Origin of the sequence: Pseudomonas monsensis (genome assembly GCF_014268495.2) — a bacterium.
Lineage (GTDB): Bacteria > Pseudomonadota > Gammaproteobacteria > Pseudomonadales > Pseudomonadaceae > Aquipseudomonas > Aquipseudomonas monsensis.
The window spans coordinates 2,681,644-2,697,705 of sequence record NZ_CP077087.1; the positions used below are offsets into that span (position 1 = coordinate 2,681,644).

The window sequence follows — 16,062 nt, forward strand, 5'->3', positions numbered from 1 at the left end:
GGCAGGTGTGCGATGACCAGGAACCTCGACGACTACAACCGCATGCGCGATTTCTCGGCGACCTCGGAGCCTGCCGCCGTCAAGCGCCCGGGACGCAAAACCGCCGGTAACCACGCCTTGCAGTTCTGCATCCAGAAGCACGACGCGTCGCACCTGCATTATGACTTTCGCCTGGAACTCGACGGTGCGCTGAAAAGCTGGGCGGTGCCCAAGGGCCCGTCACTCGACCCCAAGGTCAAGCGCCTGGCGGTGCATGTCGAGGATCACCCGCTTGATTACGCCACCTTCGAGGGCAGCATTCCCGAGGGGCACTACGGCGCCGGGGATGTGATTGTCTGGGATCGTGGCGTGTGGATCCCGCTGGAAGACCCGCAAAAAGCCTACGCCAAAGGCAAGCTCAAGTTCGAACTGCAAGGCGAGAAACTTGCCGGGATCTGGAATCTGGTGCGCACGCACATGCCGGGCAAGAAAGAGAACTGGTTTCTGATCAAGCATCAGGACAGTGCCGCCCGCCCGCAGGAGGATTATGACGTACTGGTCGCCGAGCCGGACAGCGTATTGAGTGAGCGGACAATTGTCGGCAAACCCAAACTGGCGGCCGAAACCAGCAAAACGGCGAAAAAGACTAAGACCCCATCACGCAAGCCGACCAGCGCCACGCTCGGCGGGGCGCACAAGGCGAAAATGCCTGCTTCGCTCAAACCGCAACTGGCGACGCTGGTCGACAGTGCGCCGCAGGGCCAGTGGAGTTACGAGATCAAGTTCGACGGTTACCGGATCATGGCGCGGATCGACGGTGACCAGGTGCAACTGTTCACACGCAATGGCCATGACTGGACGCACAAACTGCCGCAACAGGCTGCGGCGCTGGCCGCGTTGGGTCTCGAATCGGCGTGGCTCGATGGCGAAATGGTCGTTGCCGATGAACACGGCGTGCCGGATTTCCAGGCGCTGCAAAACGCTTTCGAGAGCGGACGCAGCGGCAACATTCTTTATTACCTGTTCGATCTGCCGTATCTCAACGGCGTCGACCTGCGCGAAGTGCCGGTCGAGGAGCGCCGCGCGGCCCTGTCCACAGTGCTCGGTGCCCATGAACAAACGTTGCTGCGGTTCTCCGAGGCGTTCGATGAAACCCCGGAGGCACTGCTCAACAGCGCCTGCCAGATGCAGATGGAGGGCGTGATCGGCAAGCGCCTCGGCTCGCCTTATGTGTCCCGCCGCAGCGGCGACTGGATCAAACTCAAATGCAAACACCGGCAGGAATTCGTGATCGTCGGCTACACCGATCCGAAAGGCTCGCGCAGTGCTTTCGGCGCCTTGTTGCTGGGCCTGCATGACCGCGACAGGGGTGAACTGCGCTATGCCGGCAAGGTCGGCACCGGTTTCAACGAGACCACGTTGAAAACCCTCCTGGGCCAGCTCAAACCCTTGCAGGTGAAGAAAGCCGCCGTGGTCAATCCACCGAGCGGTTTCGAAGCCAAGGGCGTGCATTGGTTGAAACCGAAATTGCTCGCCGAAGTCGCGTTCGCCGAAATGACCCAGGACGGTTCGGTGCGCCACGCAGTGTTCCATGGCTTGCGCGATGACAAGCCGGCCAAGGACATCACCGAAGAGCGAGCGAAGCCCGTGAAGACATCCAGAAGCAAGGCCTCCGACAGCAAGGCCTCCGACAGCAAGCCTTCCGCCAGCAAGCCTTCCACCAGCAAAAAAGGCGCAAAGAAACCGGCAACAAAATCCGCTGCGAGCAAGGCGCAAACCGTGCCGTCACAACGGGACCTGGCCAATGGCAAGGTGCGCATCACTCACCCGGACCGGGTGATCGACGCCGTCAGCGGCACCACCAAGATGCAACTGGCCGAGTACTACGCCAGCGTCGCCGAATGGATTCTGCCGCAACTCAAGGATCGCCCGGTGGCGTTGGTGCGTGCTCCGGATGGTATCGCCGGCGAACTGTTCTTCCAGAAAAATGCCGAGCGGCTGGCGATTCCTGGCATCACAACGCTGGACAAGGATGTCACCGGTCAGCCCGTGATGTTGATCAACAATGCTGAAGCGTTGATCGGCGCGGTGCAGATGAGCACGGTCGAACTGCACACCTGGAATGCCACCACAGTCGATCTGGACAAGCCCGATCGCTTCGTCCTCGACCTCGACCCAGACCCGGCGCTGCCGTGGAAAAGCATGGTCGAAGCCACTGCGCTGACGCTAACAGTGCTCGATGAGCTGGGCCTCAAGGCCTTTCTGAAAACCAGTGGCGGCAAGGGTATCCATCTGGTCGTACCGCTGACCCGTAAGCTCGGCTGGGACGAGGTCAAGGACTTCAGCCACGCGATCGTCAGCCACATCGCCAAGCTGTTGCCGGATCGTTTTTCGGCGGTGTCAGGGCCGAAAAACCGCGTCGGACGGATCTTCATCGACTACCTGCGCAACGGTCTGGGGGCCACCACCATTTGCGCCTACGCGGCGCGTACCCGTGAGGGCTTGCCGGTGTCGGTGCCGCTGTTTCGTGAGGAGGTCGCCGAGATCAAGGGCGGCAACCAGTGGAACATCCACAATATTCACGAGCGCCTGGCTGAGGTCGGCGACGAACCCTGGGCAGACATGAAGAAAACCCGTCAGAGCATCACCGCACAGATGCGCAAACGGGTCGGCATGCACCCGTGATCAGGTATCACGCAGCAAGTCGTGGGCGTTGAGCAGTTCGAAGGCGATTTGCGGATGATTTTCCAGACCGCGACGAATCGCTGCCGGGATCGCCGCGCGTGTCTTGCGACAAAGTCCCGGCAACTCATCAATTTGAATGGCGATGCCGCGCATGGTGCGCACTTCGTTGAAACCGGGCGCGACATCGACGCGAATCCCCAGTTGCTCGAACATGCGCTGTTGCAGGTGCCGCAGATCGGCAAGATCCTTGAGCCTCTCCAGACGCGCCAACAGGCGTTTTTCTTCCTCGCGGGTCAGGCGCAGGATGCGCACATCCGCGCCGGGCGTTTCCAGCAACGGATCGCGCCCGCAATTGCAGGCGCCGGGCGGGCAGGGTGAGCGCAGGGGCACAGAAGTCGTCATGGCCTCCATCATAGAGGCCGTCGGACAGTTTTGCCTATGCGCCGTCAGCGGCCATCCATCGGCCGCGTTATCCCTGACGGCTACTGATTCAGACCTTCGTAATGCACCAGAATCGCATTGGCGAGGTCTTCATCGCTGGCGTTGAGACCGGGGTTGTCGTGACGCACCTGTTGCAAGACCGACTCAAGATAAACCCCACGGATGGCCCCGCCGCTGGCGACAAATGCAGACAAGTCGTCACGGGCCGGGATCACCATCTTGTGATCCTTGAAGGTCGAGTACAGCGACGCGGAGACACCCGCCGAGGTGGCAACATCACCCGCATCGACGCGGGCCAGCGCCGAACCGACCGGCAGGCATAAGAGTAAAGAAGAAACGAGCACTAACTTGCGCATGACGGTGTTCCTCCACAAGCGCGAAGCAAAAAGGAAGTACTGCATAGTGTCAGAGGCGCGCGGTGGGGCGGAGTTCCGTAGGGCGCTAAAGTCTGTGTGAATGCAAAAAAGACTCGGGCAACACCGTTAAGGGTTGCCCGGGTTCACGCGCGCTCAGATCACCCCGCAGGCCATGCGATCGCCGCCACCGCCCAAAGGTTTCGGCTGGTCGGAGTGATTGTCGCCGCCGGCGTGGATCATCAGCGCGTGACCCTTGATCTGGGAGATTGTCTTCAGGCGCGGTGCCAGCACCGGATAGTTGGCCATGCCGTCGGCGGTCACGTAAACCGCCGGCAGGTCACCCAGATGGCCATCGGCATAAGGGCCGAGGTGTTTGCCGGTTTTCTGCGGGTCGAAGTGCCCTCCGGCGGCCAGTGCGGCGCCTTTCACGCCATCCTTCATGCCGGCTTCGCAACTGCCGTTTTCATGGACATGGAAGCCATGTACGCCGGCCGGCAGGGATTTCAGGCCCGGGGTGAACAACAGGCCATATGGCGTCTCACTGACCGTAATCGAGCCGATGGCCTGCGGCGCGCCATTGGCACTGACCAGATTGATGGCGACTTTTTCGGTGGCTGCCTGAGCCGTACCAATGGCGAAGGTGCCTAGCAATCCCATCCACAGTGCGCGTTTCATTAGCGTTTCCTTTTGCTGCCTGAGTGTTTTGAACGCCGGACTCAATAGCCCGGCGGTATTAACCCGCGATGAAGGTGTGCAAAGTGAGACTTGCCGCGCAATCCGAAAGTTTTACCGCGTTTCTCCCGCGCGCAGACACCTGCTGTCACGTTCTGGCACGGCAGACCCGCGTAAATAGGCTTAACTGAAGATCTGACAGGCGCTTGCGGGCGTGGCGAAGGGGGAGAACATTACGGTGTCGATCAAACTGCGTTTAGTGTTGCTGATTGTTACCAGCCTGCTGACGGCGTTGATCGTGAGTCTGGTCAGTTATGTCGGCAACGTGCGAATGGCTTCGGCGGTCAGCGACAATGCGGTGAGCATGAGCGCACTGCGCAACCACATGGAAGCCGACATGATGCACGACGCCCTGCGCGCCGATGTCTACTCGGCGATGTTGGTCGGGTTGGGCAAGAGCACCAGTACAGCGACCGAGGTGCGTGACTCGATCAATGAGCATGCCGGGCACTTCCGGGAAGTGCTCGATGACAACCTCAAGTTGCCGATCAACCCGACGCTGCGCACGGCGCTGGAACAGATCAAGCCGAATCTCGATACCTACATCAATGCTGGTGAGCGCATCGTCGGGCTGGCGTTGGACAACCCGGACGCCGCGCAGCAGGAACTGGGCACCTTCAACACCGCCTTCGGCCAGCTGGAAGAGCAGATGGCTGCGTTGAGTGAATTGATCGAATCCAACACGCAGCAGACCAGTGCGGCGACTGAAGCGGCGATCCGCAATGCCAACATCGCCCTCGGCGTGGTGCTGATCGCCAGTCTGTTACTGCTGTTGGCGCAAGGGCGCTGGGTCATCCTGAGCATCATGGGCCCGCTGAAGTCCGCCAGTCACATTGCCGAAAGCATCGCCCATGGCAACCTCGGCGAGCCGATCATCGAACCGACCGGCAAGGATGAAGCCAGTGCGCTGATCCGCACACTGGCGACCATGCAGCGCGATTTGCGCAACATGATCGACGTGGTGCGACGCAACGCCCACGGCGTCAGCGGCATGAGCGAACAACTGAGCCACGGTTGCCATCAGGTCGCCGACAGCAGCCAGCAACAAAGCGTCGCCGCCGGCACCATGGCCGCGGCTGCCAGCCAGATGACCGCGAGCATCGAGGAAATCACCCGCCATGCCGAACGCGCCCTGAGCATGGCCAATCAGGCTGAATCACTGGCAAAGAATGGCGGGCAGGTCATCCATCAAGTGGTCAGCGACATGGACGACATTGCCCGCTCGGCGCAACAGTCGGCGCAGGTAATTCGTACGCTGGATCAGGAATCCGAAGGCATCTTCAACATTATTCAGGTGATCAAAGGCATTGCCGATCAGACCAACCTGTTGGCGCTCAATGCCGCGATCGAGGCAGCCCGGGCCGGCGAACAGGGCCGGGGCTTCGCGGTTGTGGCGGATGAAGTGCGCAGTCTGGCGGCGCGAACCAGCGCCTCGACCCAGGAAATTGCCGCGATGGTCGCGCGCATCCAGCACAGCACCCGCGAGGCGGTCAGCAGCATGGAGGCCGGTGTGGCGCAGGTCGACAAGGGCATGGCAGTGACGGCGGACGTCGAACGGGCGATTCGGGAAATTCTGCAGGCCACGCTGAGCACGACACAACTGGTCAACGACATCACCCGCACCATTGGCGAACAGAGCCAGGCGAGCAATGAAATCGCTCATCAGGTGGAGATGATTGCGGGGATGTCCGAGGGCAATAGCCGGGTGATCGGGCAGACGGCGAATACCACCGATGAGTTGTCGAGCCTGGCGGGGCAGTTGGCGCAGTCGGTGGATCGGTTTCGTCTGTAAGGCTGCCGTGAGTCAACTCAGCCTGCGCTGCCGGAATGGGCCCCTTAGCGGGCAAGCCCGCTCCCACGGGGTTTTGTCGTGTGAATATCGACCCCGTGGATCGTTTGAAGGCTTCAGCCAGAGCCAGCGTCGGGTTCATGTTCAGCGTTTGCCGGCCGATAATTCCCACAGCGGAAAAAGACCATCAAGTCGGGAACAGACGCGCGGGTTTGCCCTGACGTGATATTCTTCGCGCCAACTTGGTTTGACCTTATTCAGTTTGCTTGCCTTCGGGCGGGCTGACGGAATCCCTGTCGCTCAAGTAGCTGAGCCAATAATGATAAGAAGTCAGTTCAGAAGGGACATTAACTGAGGTCGATGCAGCATGTCGGCCTTGTGTGCCCACCCGTCAAAATTGAAGTGTGCCGGAATCTGCGACGCGAGCCTGAGCGTCATCAAAGCGGATCGCATACTGATAACAGCGGCGGGCGGAAGGCGTTTTATCATAGGTGCAACAGATGTTTAAAAAAGTGAACACAGCCCTGCTGGGGCTGGCTTTGGCGATGGGGATGTCTTCCGCCAATGCTCAAGACCCGAAGAAAGTCGATGTACTGCTGATTGGCGGCGGCATCATGAGCACCACCCTGGGTGTGTGGATCAATGAGCTGGAGCCGAGCTGGTCGATGGAAATGGTCGAGCGCCTCGACGGCGTCGCCCTGGAAAGCTCCAACGGCTGGAACAACGCCGGTACCGGTCACTCGGCGCTCGCCGAGCTGAACTACACCCCGGAAGACGACAAAGGCAACGTCACGATCCCGAAAGCTGTTGAGATCAACGAAGCGTTCCAGGTCTCCCGTCAGTTCTGGGCCTGGCAGGTTCAGCAAGGCGTTCTGAAGAACCCTCGCTCGTTCATCAACACCACGCCGCACATGAGCTTCGTGTGGGGTGATGACAACATCAAGTTCCTGAAAAAGCGCTACGAAGCCCTGCAGGCGAGCCCGTTGTTCGCCGGTATGCAGTACTCCGAAGACCCGGCTGTGATCAAGAAGTGGGTTCCGCTGATGATGGAAGGGCGTGACCCGAACCAGAAAATCGCGGCCACCTGGAGCCCGCTGGGTACCGACATGAACTTCGGCGAAATCACCCGCCAGTTCGCCGCTTACCTGCAGACCAAGCCTAACTTCGACCTGAAACTGTCGAGCGAAGTCCAGGACATCACCAAGAATGCTGATGGCACTTGGCGCGTCAGCTACAAAAACCTGAAAGACGGCAGCAAAACCGAAACCGACGCCAAGTTCGTGTTCATCGGCGCTGGCGGCGGCGCGCTGCACCTGCTGCAGAAGTCGGGCATTCCTGAAGCCAAGGAATACGCGGGCTTCCCGGTTGGTGGTTCGTTCCTGGTGACCGATAACCCGGCCATCGCTGAACAGCACCTGGCCAAGGCCTACGGTAAAGCGTCGGTTGGCGCACCACCGATGTCCGTTCCGCACCTGGACACCCGTGTCCTGGACGGCAAGCGCGTCATCCTGTTTGGCCCATTCGCGACCTTCAGCACCAAGTTCCTCAAAGAAGGCTCGTACCTGGACCTGCTGACCAGCACCACCACCCACAACATCTGGCCTATGACCAAGGTCGGCATCAAGGAATACCCGCTGGTCGAGTACCTTGCTGGCCAACTGATGCTGTCGGATGAAGACCGTCTGAACGCGCTGAAGGAATACTTCCCGAACGCCAAAGCCGAAGACTGGCGCCTGTGGCAAGCCGGCCAGCGCGTGCAAATCATCAAGCGTGATGAAGCCGCGGGCGGCGTGCTGAAACTGGGCACCGAAATCGTTGCTGCACAAGACGGCACCATCGCTGGTCTGCTGGGCGCATCGCCAGGCGCGTCGACCGCTGCACCGATCATGCTGAGCGTGCTGCAGAAAGTCTTCAAGGACAAAGTCGCGACCCCTGAGTGGCAAACCAAGCTGCACCAGATCGTTCCAAGCTACGGTACTCAGCTGAACAGCGATCCAGCCAAAGTGGCTGCAGAGTGGGCTTACACCGCCAAGATCCTCGAACTGCCGACGCCTCCGGTGATCGGTCAGGTCGCTGCTCCGGCAGTCGATGCTGCGGCTGACAAGGCCAAGGCTCCGAAGGAAAACGCTGCACGTGACATGGCGCTGTAACCAGACGCCTGACACACAAAGCCCACTGAACCGGCGACGGTCAGTGGGCTTTTTTGTGGCTAAGCGTTTTGCAGGTGCTGTCGAGTGAAACGAGGCTGCTCCCACCGTGCTCAGGATTTGGCCTTGGCCAGATAGACACCCAGGCGCCGTCCCATCTCTTCGCCCAAGGCCTGTAATCCGCTCAGGGGCCGCACCATCACTTCAAACTCGACAATCTTGCCGCTTTCGTCAAAGCGAATCATGTCGATGCCTTTCAGTTCTTTCGTCCCGACTTTCGCACTGAACTCCAGAATCACATTCAAGCCATCGGCAGTCGCCAGTTCCCGGTGATAGTGGAAATCCTCAAACACCTCGAAGACGGTGTTGAGGATCATCGACACCACCGGCGCGCCGGGGTAGGGCGTGTGGGCCATCGGCGAGCGGAACACGGCTTGCGGATCGAGCAAACCGGGCAGGGCGCTGAGGTTGCCGGTGCGGATCATTTCGTGCCATTTGCCTAGCGATACGGCGACATTGGGTTGCAGGTTCAGGTCGGTCATCTTCACTCCAGAGTTTTTCTTTTTGTTCTTGCGACGGCAATGACTCTAGATCAACCACGCAGAAATTGAACCCTCGTGCCGCAATCTGAATATCCGCCCATGGCCCAAGCAGATCAGATGAGCATCTGATCCGTATTTTTTCACTGGATCTGCCTCTGTAACCGGCGCAGTCATACGCTCAAAATGCCCCGGCAGTTCGGTCACTCGCGGCAGTTCTTCATCCCGAAGCGCCCAGTGCACCGCAAGCTCAGCATTGAGGAGAGCAACATGAACAAGATGGCGATTTTTCTGGGTGGATTCCTGACACTGACCATTCTGATCGGCCTGCTCGCGACGATTTCGCCGGTCTGAGGTGATCTCCTTCAAGTGACGTCCGCAGGGGTGCCGCGCAAAGCCTGTTCGTCTACAACGGCAAACCAGGCCACAAGATTGTTCAGGTATACGACGCGTCGTTTATCGATCCGGGCGTATACGCCTGTGAGCAGATCAATGGCCACGAAAGCGACGGCGCGCCCTTCACTGTGCGCTGGCATGACAGCTCAAGCTTCAACGAGCAGGCGCCCGTGGTGTCGAAAGGCTTGCACGAACTGCTGAAGAGCGCCGGATTGCTCCGCTGAGCTCAGTCGAGGGGTGACGCTATCGCGAACTTGCTCGCGATAGCGATCTGTCAGTCACCGCTGTTTCGGCGACGTTCAATACCGTCCGGGTTGCCAACGTCCAGCAACCTTCTTTCCACCAATACATTTTCAAGGGCCTGGCGCTCGATTGGCGCCATTTGGTGCTCACGCTTTTTCAGCTCCAGCAGGATCGGGCTGGACCAGGTGCGGTAGGTCTGTTCGATGTTGCGACGCGACGTCATCAGTCTCTCCTTGAAAAAGAGCCCGGTGTTGCGGGCAGGGGCTCTATCCGATGAGGTAGTAACTCTAGATGACAAACCCTGAAGTCGCGAATGCACTGCGATCTCCTGTAGGAGTGAGCCTGCTCGCGATAGCAGAGTATCAGTGAAGTAAATCTCAGCTGACACACCGCTATCGCGAGCAGGCTCACTCCTACAGGAGGGGGTGGTGGGTATTAATCAGTCGTCAACGTTCATCAACTGTTGTACACCTTCCCACGCCTCGGCACGCATGCGCTCGATATCCAGGCCCGGGATCACGCCGTTATCCACGACCACACGGCCGCTGACCAGGCTGTATTTGACGGTGATCGGCTCGCCCGCCACGACCGGTGCAACAGCGCTGTCGTGGAAGCCGAAGAACCGTGGATGATCGAGGCTGTAAATCACCAGGTCTGCCGCTTGCCCGACTTGCAGCGTGCCGACCGCGCCAAGTCCCAGCACCTGTGCACCTCCCGCCGTGCCCCAGTGAATGATGTCTTCGGCCGTGGTGGCCGAAGCGCCTTGTTCTGCCCGGTGAATCAGCCATGCCGTGTTCGTTTCACCGACCATGCTACCGGATTCATTGGACGCCACGCCGTCGACACCCAGTGAGATCGGCACGCCGGCCTCGTACATCTGCGGCACCGGCGCCACGCCGCTGCCCAGCCGCGCATTGCTCACCGGACAGTGGGAGATGCCGGTGCCGGTCTGGGCGAGCATGCGGATCTCACTTGGTTGCAGGTGCACGGCGTGGGCGAACCACACATCCGGGCCGAGCCATTCGTGTTCGGCGACGAATTCCACCGGTAGGCAGTTGTATTTCTCGCGGCAGAAATTCACGTAATTCTGCGTTTCCGACAGATGCGTGTGCAGGCGCAGACCAAGACCCCGGGCGGTGTGCGCCAGTTCGCGCAACAGCGTTGGCGGCAATGAGAACGTCGGCGTGGTCGGCGCCACCACGACCCGGCGCAACGCATCCGGTGTGTCCTGGTGATACCGCGCTTTCAGCCGTTCGATGTCGCCGACCATTTGCTCAAGGCTTTCCGGTTGCAGCGCGGTTTTCGAGAAGCCTGGATGCGCGCTGGCCGATTCCAGTGCGCCGCCACGGCACAGCACAAAGCGCAGGCCGAACTCCTCCGCCAGATCGAACAGGAGATCCCCGGTCTCGGTGCTGCCGTGGGCGTGGTAGAGGTAGTGGTGATCGGCGCAAGTGGTGACGCCGGACAGCAACAACTCGACCATGCCCAGGCGCGCGGCGATCTGCGCCAGTTGCGGAGTGAAATGGTTCAAACGCGGGTAGGGCACACTGGCCAGCCAGCCTTGCAGATCCTGGTTCAAGCCTGCGGGTACGGCTTTGAGCAGGTTCTGAAACAGGTGATGGTGGGTGTTGATCCAGCCCGGATAGACCACGCAGTTACGCGCGTCGATCACCCGTTCGCCGGGTTGTGGCTCGAGATTCGCGGCCATTTCAGCGATGCGGCCGTTGACCACACGGATGTCGACGGCGCCGGCCCGGGCACGCGGGCCGCGCAGGCCGGTCATCACCGCGACGGGGTGTTTGATCAGGATGTTTTGCAGATGAGTCATGGGCAGGCTCCAGTCAAAGAATGTGCGAGGCGGATTTGCTGGCGGTGGTTTCCGGCACGCTGACGCCATTGAGTGCAGCGTTGAGCAGCACCGACACCAGGCAGGCGATGACCACGCTGCTGTGCAGGAACGGCTGCGACCACTCGGGTAATTGTTTGAACAGGGTCGGCGCGAGCACCGGCACCAGCGCGGCTGCGATAGTGAAACCGACGATCAGCACGTTGTAGCGATTGCGCTCGTAGTCGACTTTGGCCAGGGTCTGAATGCCCGCTGCGGCAACCACGCCGAACATGGCAATGCCCGCACCACCGAGGGCGGCGGTCGGCATCGAGGCGATGATTGCGCCGGCCTTCGGCACCAGCGCGATCGAGCACATCAGCAAGCCGCTGACCGCGACCACCCAACGGCTGCGCACACCGGTGAGGATCACCAGACCGACGTTTTCCATGAAGGCGATAAAGGGAAACGCGGCGAACATCCCGGCGATGGTGCTGGCCAGACCGTTGGCGCGCAGGCCGTTGATCACCTGTTTGTCTTCCACCGGTTTCTCGACGATGTCACCGATGGCCACGAACAGCCCCATTGACTCGACCATCTGCACGATCATCACCACCACCATGGTCGCGATGGGAATCAGGCTGAAGGTCGGCAAACCGAAGTAGAACGGATAGGGTACGGTCAGCCAAGGCGCTTCTTCGACGCTGTGGAAACTGCCCATGCCCAGACCGTAGGCCAGACCGGCGCCGATCAGCATGCCGATCAACACCGCCATGTTGCGCAGCAACGGGCTGCCGTAGCGGTTGACCAGCAGGATGGTCAGCAGCACCACCACCGCTACGCCGAGAAACGCCGGCGCACCGAAGTTGCTCGCGTTGCGCCCGCCACCGACCCACTCATAGGCAATCGGGAACAGCTGCAAGCCGATGACCGTGACGATGCAGCCGGTCACCACCGGCGGGAAGAGCCGGCGCAATCGGCCTACGAACGGCGCCATCAACATCGTGAAAATCCCGGCGCCGATCACCGCGCCGCAGACTCCGGCGAAGCCCACCTCGGGGTTGCTGCCGATGGCGATCACCGGGCCGACGCTGCTGAACGCTACGCCTTGCAGGATTGGCAAACGCACGCCGAATTTCCAGAAACCGACGGTCTGCAACAGGGTGGCGATGCCTGAGCAGAACAGCGTGGTACTGATCAACACCACCGTGTCGGCGTGGGACATTTTCAGGGCGCTGGCGACAATCAACGGCACGGCGATGGCGCCGATGTACGAGACGGCCATGTGTTGCAGGCCGAGGGTGAGCATCTGTCGCACCGGCAAAATGCGGTCGACGGGGTGCACGGTGGATGCGGTTTGCGCTGGGGATGTGGCTGACGACATGGGGAAACACCTCTGGCTGTTTTTATGCGGTAGAGAGGGGTATTCGTCTGATGCCGATCAGCTCAAGAACACAGTGGAACCCTGTGGGAGCTGGCTTGCCAGCGATGGCGGTTGATCAGTCACCCTATTCATCAACTGACGATCCGCTATCGCTGGCAAGCCAGCTCCCACAGGTTCTGTGTTGTTCCTTCTGTTGTGGCATCAGTCATTCGTTCATTCGTGCTGCGAAGCCGCCATCCACCGGCTCCAATGCCGTGTTTCAGCCTGCCAGGCAGGCGGCGAAGCCCTGGTTCAGCGCCGCGCGGTCCAGGTCGCGGCCGATGAACACGATCTTGCTCGAACGGGGCTCCGTGCCCCACGCAGTCGAGGCGCGGAACTCCACCAGGCTGTGCACGCCTTGCAGCACGTAGCGCTGGTCTTCATTGGCCACGGCGAGCACGCCTTTCATGCGATAGAGGTTGTCGGCCTGGGAGGCGCGCAACTCGCTGATCCAGCGGTGGAACGCCATCAGATTGACCGCGCCGTCCACAGCGATGCCCACCGATGACACGCTCGGATCATGCTGGTGATCAGGTTCTTCGGCGTGATGGTCGTGTTCGTGGTGAGCGTGATCGTGTTGTTGCGCGCCAATTTCCATCAGCTTTTGCGTGCACTCGAAGGCCCCGATGCCGAGGATTTTCGTCAGGTCGATTTGCGCGTGGGTCGAGGTCACCAGATCAGCCGTGGCGTTCAAGCCACGGATCTTGCCACGCAGGATTTCCACCTCGTCGCTGCTGACCAGATCGACCTTGTTGATGATGATCCGGTCGGCACAGACGATCTGGTCTACAGCCTGATTGTCGACGCCATCGAGTTGCAGATCTTCCAGGTGCTGGGCAATGTGCCTGGCATCGACCATGGTCACGATTGCATCGAGTTCGACTTCCTCGGCGATCGGATCATTGATGAAAAAGCTCTGCGCCACCGGGTACGGATCGGCCAGACCGCTGGTCTCGATCAGGATGTGATCGAGACGCACCGGGCGCGCCACCAGTTCGCGGACGATGCGCACCAGGTCCTCGCGGACCTCGGCGGTGCAGCATACGCAGCCGTTGACCATCTCGTAGATTTCTTCGGTTTCCGAGCTGAGCACCAGATCGCCGTCGATGCCGACCTCGCCGAACTCGTTTTCGATCACGGCGATCTTTCGCCCATGATTTTCCTTGAGGATGTAGTTGAGCAGGGTGGTTTTCCCGGCACCGAGGAAACCGGTGAGGATGGTCACGGGGATTTTGGTGTTCGGGGTTGGGGCGTTGAAGGGAGTGTTCATGGTGAGGCTCCTTTGTACTGATTGACCGGTGCACGATGAATTCGGGTGATGCTGCTTCATTGTTGGAGCGAGCTTGCTCGCGAATGCGGTGTGTCATTCAGCAGTGATGGCGACTGTTCCACCGCTTTCGCAAGCAAGCTCGCTCCCACAGGATGCTTGGTGTTCTCGCCATCGTTGTGCGACGCCGGCATCGAGGCCGAACAGGTCGAGTACGCGACCGAGGCTGTGGTCGACCATTTGTGCCAGGTTCTCCGGGCGGGCGTAGAACGCCGGCACCGGCGGGGCGATGATCCCGCCCATCTCGGTGACGGCGGTCATGTTGCGCAGGTGGGCGAGGGTCAGTGGCGTTTCGCGGGCCATCAGCACCAGCGTGCGACGTTCCTTGAGGGTGACGTCGGCGGCGCGGCCGATCAGCCCCGATGACGTGCCGGTGGCAATCTCCGCCAGTGTGCGCATCGAACACGGCGCGACGACCATGCCCAGGCAACGGAACGAGCCACTGGCAATCCCGGCAGCGACGTCATCGGCGCGGTGGTAATGGCTGGCGAGCGCCGTGACGTCGGCCAGCTTGTAGTCGGTTTCATGGGCCATGGTCAGCAGCGCGGCGCGGCTGATGATCAGGTGGCTTTCGATGTCCAGTTCGCCGAGCAATTGCAGCAGGCGCACGCCGTAGATGAAGCCGGACGCGCCGCTGATGCCGACCACCATCCGCTGGCGGTTCACGCTGGCAGGCCTTTGAGCAGTTGCCGCGCACGTTCGAGCACATCCTGATCGAGTTGCGCCTTGATCCCGTCAAAGCCTGAACCGCGGGTGGCATCCAGCCCCATGCGTGAGGTGGTGCCATTGACTGAAGAGGATGGATCGAGGGGACTGCCGGGCAGACCGTCGATCATGAACATGTCCAGGTGCGGCTGGAAATGCGTGGCCAGTGCCCACAGCACCTGGCTGTCGTCGCTGATGTCGATATCGCTGTCCACCGCAATCACGGTTTTCAGGTACGGATCCCAGCCAAGCAGCGCGAGCATGATCTGCCGCGCCTCGCCGTCACGGCTCTGATCCAGCGCCACATAGCAGTGAAAGTGGGTGCCGGAGTTCGGGTAATGCACGGCAGTGACGGCGGGGAAACGGGCTTTCAGTTTCTCGCTCATTTCTGCCTCGCGCGGCAGGCGGGCGAGGGTCAGGTGTTCGGCGTAGCGTCCGCCCATGACGTCCACCAGCCAGGCGTCTTTACGCTTTAGCAGGGTGTCGACGCGCAACACGTTGTTGGTCGAGCGATCCGAGGAGTAACCGCTGAACTCACCGAACGGGCCTTCCTCGGCGTAGGCCGCCGGGTCGATGGCGCCTTCCAGTACGAACTCGGCGTAAGCCGGCACGCCGATGCCGTAGCGCGGGGTTTTCACCAGCTCCAGTGGCGCGCCGAACAAACCGCCAGCCACGGCGCGCTCATCGCTGCCATAGGGCAAACGCGCAGCGGCGGCGAGCATGAACAGCGGATGCGCACCGACCACCATCGCCACGCGCAATTCTTCGCCGCGCTCACGGGCAGTCTGCAGCATCCGCCACAGGTGCCCGCGAGAGTGCAGGCTGGTGGCGAGCGCTTGCCGGGCATGGCGCATCGAGCGGTGGTAGCTCATGTTGGCGATGCCGGTCAGCGGGTCTTCGGCGATGATGATCGCGTTGGTGATGTATGGGCCGCGATCGCTGTCGAAGTGCTTGAGCATCGGCAGCAGCGCCAGGTCCAGCGCTTCGCCTTCGAAGATTTCATCGAGGATCGGGCCGCTTTCCACATAGTGCGGGGCGATGGACTGATTGGCGCGGCGCTGGAAGGTTTCGTGCAATTGCGCCGGGGTGACGCCGAACAGCCGGGCAATGCGGGTACGGGAGGCGAACACATTGGTCGCCACCGGCACCCCGAGGTGGCCGACGTTTTCGCAGATCAGCAGCGGATCGCGACCTTGTGCAGCGAGGGCGTCGACCAGGGCGGTGACGTCCTGATCGGCAGAAACGGCTTGGGTGATGGTCAGCACATCGTCCGGGTATTCACGGCGATAGGCGTCGATGAACACGTGAAAGTCTTGGGAATCGCCGAGCGTCGAACGGGTCATGGTTGCACCTCTTAAAAAGCAGGCACGCAGGGGTGAGAAGGCGTTCGATCGAGCAGCCGTTGGCCTGCCGGTCGAAGGAACGCCGGGTCATCTTCGTGCCTGTAAAGTCGCTGTGTTGCCCACATGAAACAC

14 protein-coding genes and 2 pseudogenes are annotated in these 16,062 nt (G+C 60.9%); 5 read left to right on the forward strand and 11 right to left on the reverse strand.

Features of this window, described 5'->3' with window-relative positions:
- The first annotated feature begins 12 nt into the window (after positions 1-12).
- Positions 13-2,664: a DNA ligase D gene (gene ligD, locus HV782_RS11795; RefSeq protein ID WP_186747622.1), complete on the forward strand. Its 2,652-nt coding sequence runs from the start codon at positions 13-15 to the stop codon at positions 2,662-2,664.
- Here the strand turns inward: ligD and HV782_RS11800 are convergent, their stop codons facing one another.
- The 3 genes from HV782_RS11800 to sodC form a co-directional block, all read right to left on the reverse strand.
- The gene (locus HV782_RS11800; RefSeq protein ID WP_185015820.1) at positions 2,665-3,066 is read right to left on the reverse strand and encodes a hypothetical protein; all 402 of its coding nucleotides are present in this window, start codon (positions 3,064-3,066) and stop codon (positions 2,665-2,667) included. It lies immediately after the preceding gene.
- An 80-nt stretch (positions 3,067-3,146) separates the two neighbouring features.
- Positions 3,147-3,461 (reverse strand): DUF2388 domain-containing protein, encoded by a 315-nt coding sequence (locus HV782_RS11805; RefSeq protein WP_025111286.1) that lies wholly within the window; start codon positions 3,459-3,461, stop codon positions 3,147-3,149.
- Positions 3,462-3,614: 153 nt separating this feature from the next.
- Positions 3,615-4,136: a superoxide dismutase family protein gene (gene sodC, locus HV782_RS11810; RefSeq protein WP_186747624.1), complete on the reverse strand. Its 522-nt coding sequence runs from the start codon at positions 4,134-4,136 to the stop codon at positions 3,615-3,617.
- A gap of 235 nt (positions 4,137-4,371) precedes the next feature.
- Here sodC and HV782_RS28955 point away from each other — a divergent pair.
- From HV782_RS28955 to mqo, 3 genes and pseudogenes are all read left to right on the forward strand, one after another.
- Positions 4,372-5,127: pseudogene (locus tag HV782_RS28955) on the forward strand (MCP four helix bundle domain-containing protein); the annotation flags it as partial.
- A 132-nt stretch (positions 5,128-5,259) separates the two neighbouring features.
- Positions 5,260-5,985, forward strand: coding sequence for a methyl-accepting chemotaxis protein (locus tag HV782_RS28960; RefSeq protein ID WP_371921311.1), 726 nt, complete (start codon positions 5,260-5,262; stop codon positions 5,983-5,985).
- Between the two features lie 497 nt (positions 5,986-6,482).
- Positions 6,483-8,132: a malate dehydrogenase (quinone) gene (gene mqo / locus HV782_RS11820; RefSeq protein ID WP_128615404.1), complete on the forward strand. Its 1,650-nt coding sequence runs from the start codon at positions 6,483-6,485 to the stop codon at positions 8,130-8,132.
- A gap of 110 nt (positions 8,133-8,242) precedes the next feature.
- On the opposite strand, the gene HV782_RS11825 is transcribed toward mqo, so the two are convergent.
- Both HV782_RS11825 and HV782_RS11830 read right to left on the reverse strand, forming a co-directional pair.
- A complete protein-coding gene (locus HV782_RS11825; RefSeq protein WP_123467650.1) occupies positions 8,243-8,671 on the reverse strand; it encodes a nuclear transport factor 2 family protein in 429 nt (142 codons plus the stop codon).
- A gap of 45 nt (positions 8,672-8,716) precedes the next feature.
- A complete protein-coding gene (locus HV782_RS11830) occupies positions 8,717-9,037 on the reverse strand; it encodes a hypothetical protein (RefSeq protein WP_186747628.1) in 321 nt (106 codons plus the stop codon).
- A 14-nt stretch (positions 9,038-9,051) separates the two neighbouring features.
- On the opposite strand from HV782_RS11830, the pseudogene HV782_RS28580 reads away from it, so the two are divergent.
- A pseudogene (locus HV782_RS28580) lies at positions 9,052-9,288 on the forward strand (NUDIX hydrolase); the annotation flags it as partial.
- Between the two features lie 50 nt (positions 9,289-9,338).
- Here HV782_RS28580 and HV782_RS11835 read toward each other — a convergent pair.
- The 6 genes from HV782_RS11835 to HV782_RS11860 all read right to left on the reverse strand — a co-directional run bounded on the left by HV782_RS11835 (position 9,339) and on the right by HV782_RS11860 (position 15,930).
- Entirely contained in the window at positions 9,339-9,530 is a 192-nt protein-coding gene (locus HV782_RS11835) for a hypothetical protein (RefSeq protein ID WP_128615405.1), read from the reverse strand.
- A gap of 216 nt (positions 9,531-9,746) precedes the next feature.
- Positions 9,747-11,135 carry an amidohydrolase family protein gene (locus HV782_RS11840; protein ID WP_186747630.1) on the reverse strand — a complete coding sequence of 463 codons (1,389 nt, stop codon included), beginning with the start codon at positions 11,133-11,135 and terminating at the stop codon, positions 9,747-9,749.
- A 13-nt stretch (positions 11,136-11,148) separates the two neighbouring features.
- On the reverse strand, positions 11,149-12,516 hold the full coding sequence (locus tag HV782_RS11845; RefSeq protein WP_128615407.1) for a nucleobase:cation symporter-2 family protein: 1,368 nt from the start codon (positions 12,514-12,516) through the stop codon (positions 11,149-11,151).
- Positions 12,517-12,775: 259 nt separating this feature from the next.
- Positions 12,776-13,825: a CobW family GTP-binding protein gene (locus tag HV782_RS11850; protein WP_186747632.1), complete on the reverse strand. Its 1,050-nt coding sequence runs from the start codon at positions 13,823-13,825 to the stop codon at positions 12,776-12,778.
- A gap of 93 nt (positions 13,826-13,918) precedes the next feature.
- Positions 13,919-14,548: a UbiX family flavin prenyltransferase gene (locus HV782_RS11855; protein ID WP_437180213.1), complete on the reverse strand. Its 630-nt coding sequence runs from the start codon at positions 14,546-14,548 to the stop codon at positions 13,919-13,921.
- Positions 14,545-15,930 (reverse strand): UbiD family decarboxylase, encoded by a 1,386-nt coding sequence (locus HV782_RS11860; protein WP_186747634.1) that lies wholly within the window; start codon positions 15,928-15,930, stop codon positions 14,545-14,547. The genes HV782_RS11855 and HV782_RS11860 overlap by 4 nt, the downstream gene beginning before the upstream one ends.
- Positions 15,931-16,062: the final 132 nt, after the last annotated feature.

Excerpts from the sequence above, each read along its gene's own strand:
- ligD (WP_186747622.1), top strand. The coding sequence starts at position 13 with ATGACCAGGAACCTCGACGACTACAACCGCATGCGCGATTTCTCGGCG.
- HV782_RS11800 (WP_185015820.1), bottom strand. The coding sequence starts at position 3,066 with ATGACGACTTCTGTGCCCCTGCGCTCACCCTGCCCGCCCGGCGCCTGC.
- HV782_RS11805 (WP_025111286.1), bottom strand. The coding sequence starts at position 3,461 with ATGCGCAAGTTAGTGCTCGTTTCTTCTTTACTCTTATGCCTGCCGGTC.
- sodC (WP_186747624.1), bottom strand. The coding sequence starts at position 4,136 with ATGAAACGCGCACTGTGGATGGGATTGCTAGGCACCTTCGCCATTGGT.
- HV782_RS28960 (WP_371921311.1), top strand. The coding sequence starts at position 5,260 with ATGGCCGCGGCTGCCAGCCAGATGACCGCGAGCATCGAGGAAATCACC.
- mqo (WP_128615404.1), top strand. The coding sequence starts at position 6,483 with ATGTTTAAAAAAGTGAACACAGCCCTGCTGGGGCTGGCTTTGGCGATG.
- HV782_RS11825 (WP_123467650.1), bottom strand. The coding sequence starts at position 8,671 with ATGACCGACCTGAACCTGCAACCCAATGTCGCCGTATCGCTAGGCAAA.
- HV782_RS11835 (WP_128615405.1), bottom strand. The coding sequence starts at position 9,530 with ATGACGTCGCGTCGCAACATCGAACAGACCTACCGCACCTGGTCCAGC.
- HV782_RS11840 (WP_186747630.1), bottom strand. The coding sequence starts at position 11,135 with ATGACTCATCTGCAAAACATCCTGATCAAACACCCCGTCGCGGTGATG.
- HV782_RS11845 (WP_128615407.1), bottom strand. The coding sequence starts at position 12,516 with ATGTCGTCAGCCACATCCCCAGCGCAAACCGCATCCACCGTGCACCCC.
- HV782_RS11850 (WP_186747632.1), bottom strand. The coding sequence starts at position 13,825 with ATGAACACTCCCTTCAACGCCCCAACCCCGAACACCAAAATCCCCGTG.
- HV782_RS11860 (WP_186747634.1), bottom strand. The coding sequence starts at position 15,930 with ATGACCCGTTCGACGCTCGGCGATTCCCAAGACTTTCACGTGTTCATC.